Genomic DNA, 522 nt, shown 5'->3' with positions numbered 1-522 from the left:
ACTAAAACAGGTGTGCTGGCAATATCACTACCCACAGTCTTTATGCCTGGATAAAGAAATACGGGCCGGACTCTTCCACCAACAAAGAGCAGTCAGATGCTCAGGCCGAGATCCGCCGACTCCAGAAGGAGCTGAAGCGGGTTACTGACGAACGGGACATATTAAAAAAAGCCGCGGCGTACTTCGCAAAGCTGTCCGACTGAGGTACGCCTTTATCCGTGACAACTCCTGTTGTTGGCCTGTTCGTCTGCTCTGTCGGGTGCTGAATGTTCATCCGAGTGGGTTTTACACCTGGCTTCAGCAGCCGCATTCACCACGGCATCAGGCGGATCTCAGACTGACAGGACAAATCAAACAGTTCTGGCTGGAGTCCGGTTGCGTTTATGGCTATCGCAAAATCCATCTCGACTTGCGAGATAGCGGGCAACAATGTGGGATTAACCGGGTCTGGCGGCTGATGAAGCGTGCCGGGATAAAGGCTCTGGTCGGGTATCGAAGCCCACGAGCGCATAAAGGTGAAGC

General features: G+C 53.3%; 1 pseudogene. It reads left to right on the top strand.

Going from position 1 to position 522, the window contains the following annotated elements:
• Nucleotides 1-23: 23 nt before the first annotated feature.
• Nucleotides 24-522 (top strand): annotated as a pseudogene (locus tag AB1287_RS22315) (IS3 family transposase); the annotation flags it as partial.

Source organism: Scandinavium sp. UTDF21-P1B, assembly GCF_040750395.1.
Lineage (GTDB): Bacteria > Pseudomonadota > Gammaproteobacteria > Enterobacterales > Enterobacteriaceae > Scandinavium.
The sequence above is the reverse complement of the archived record's forward strand: the minus strand, read 5'-3'. Positions and strand labels throughout refer to the sequence as shown.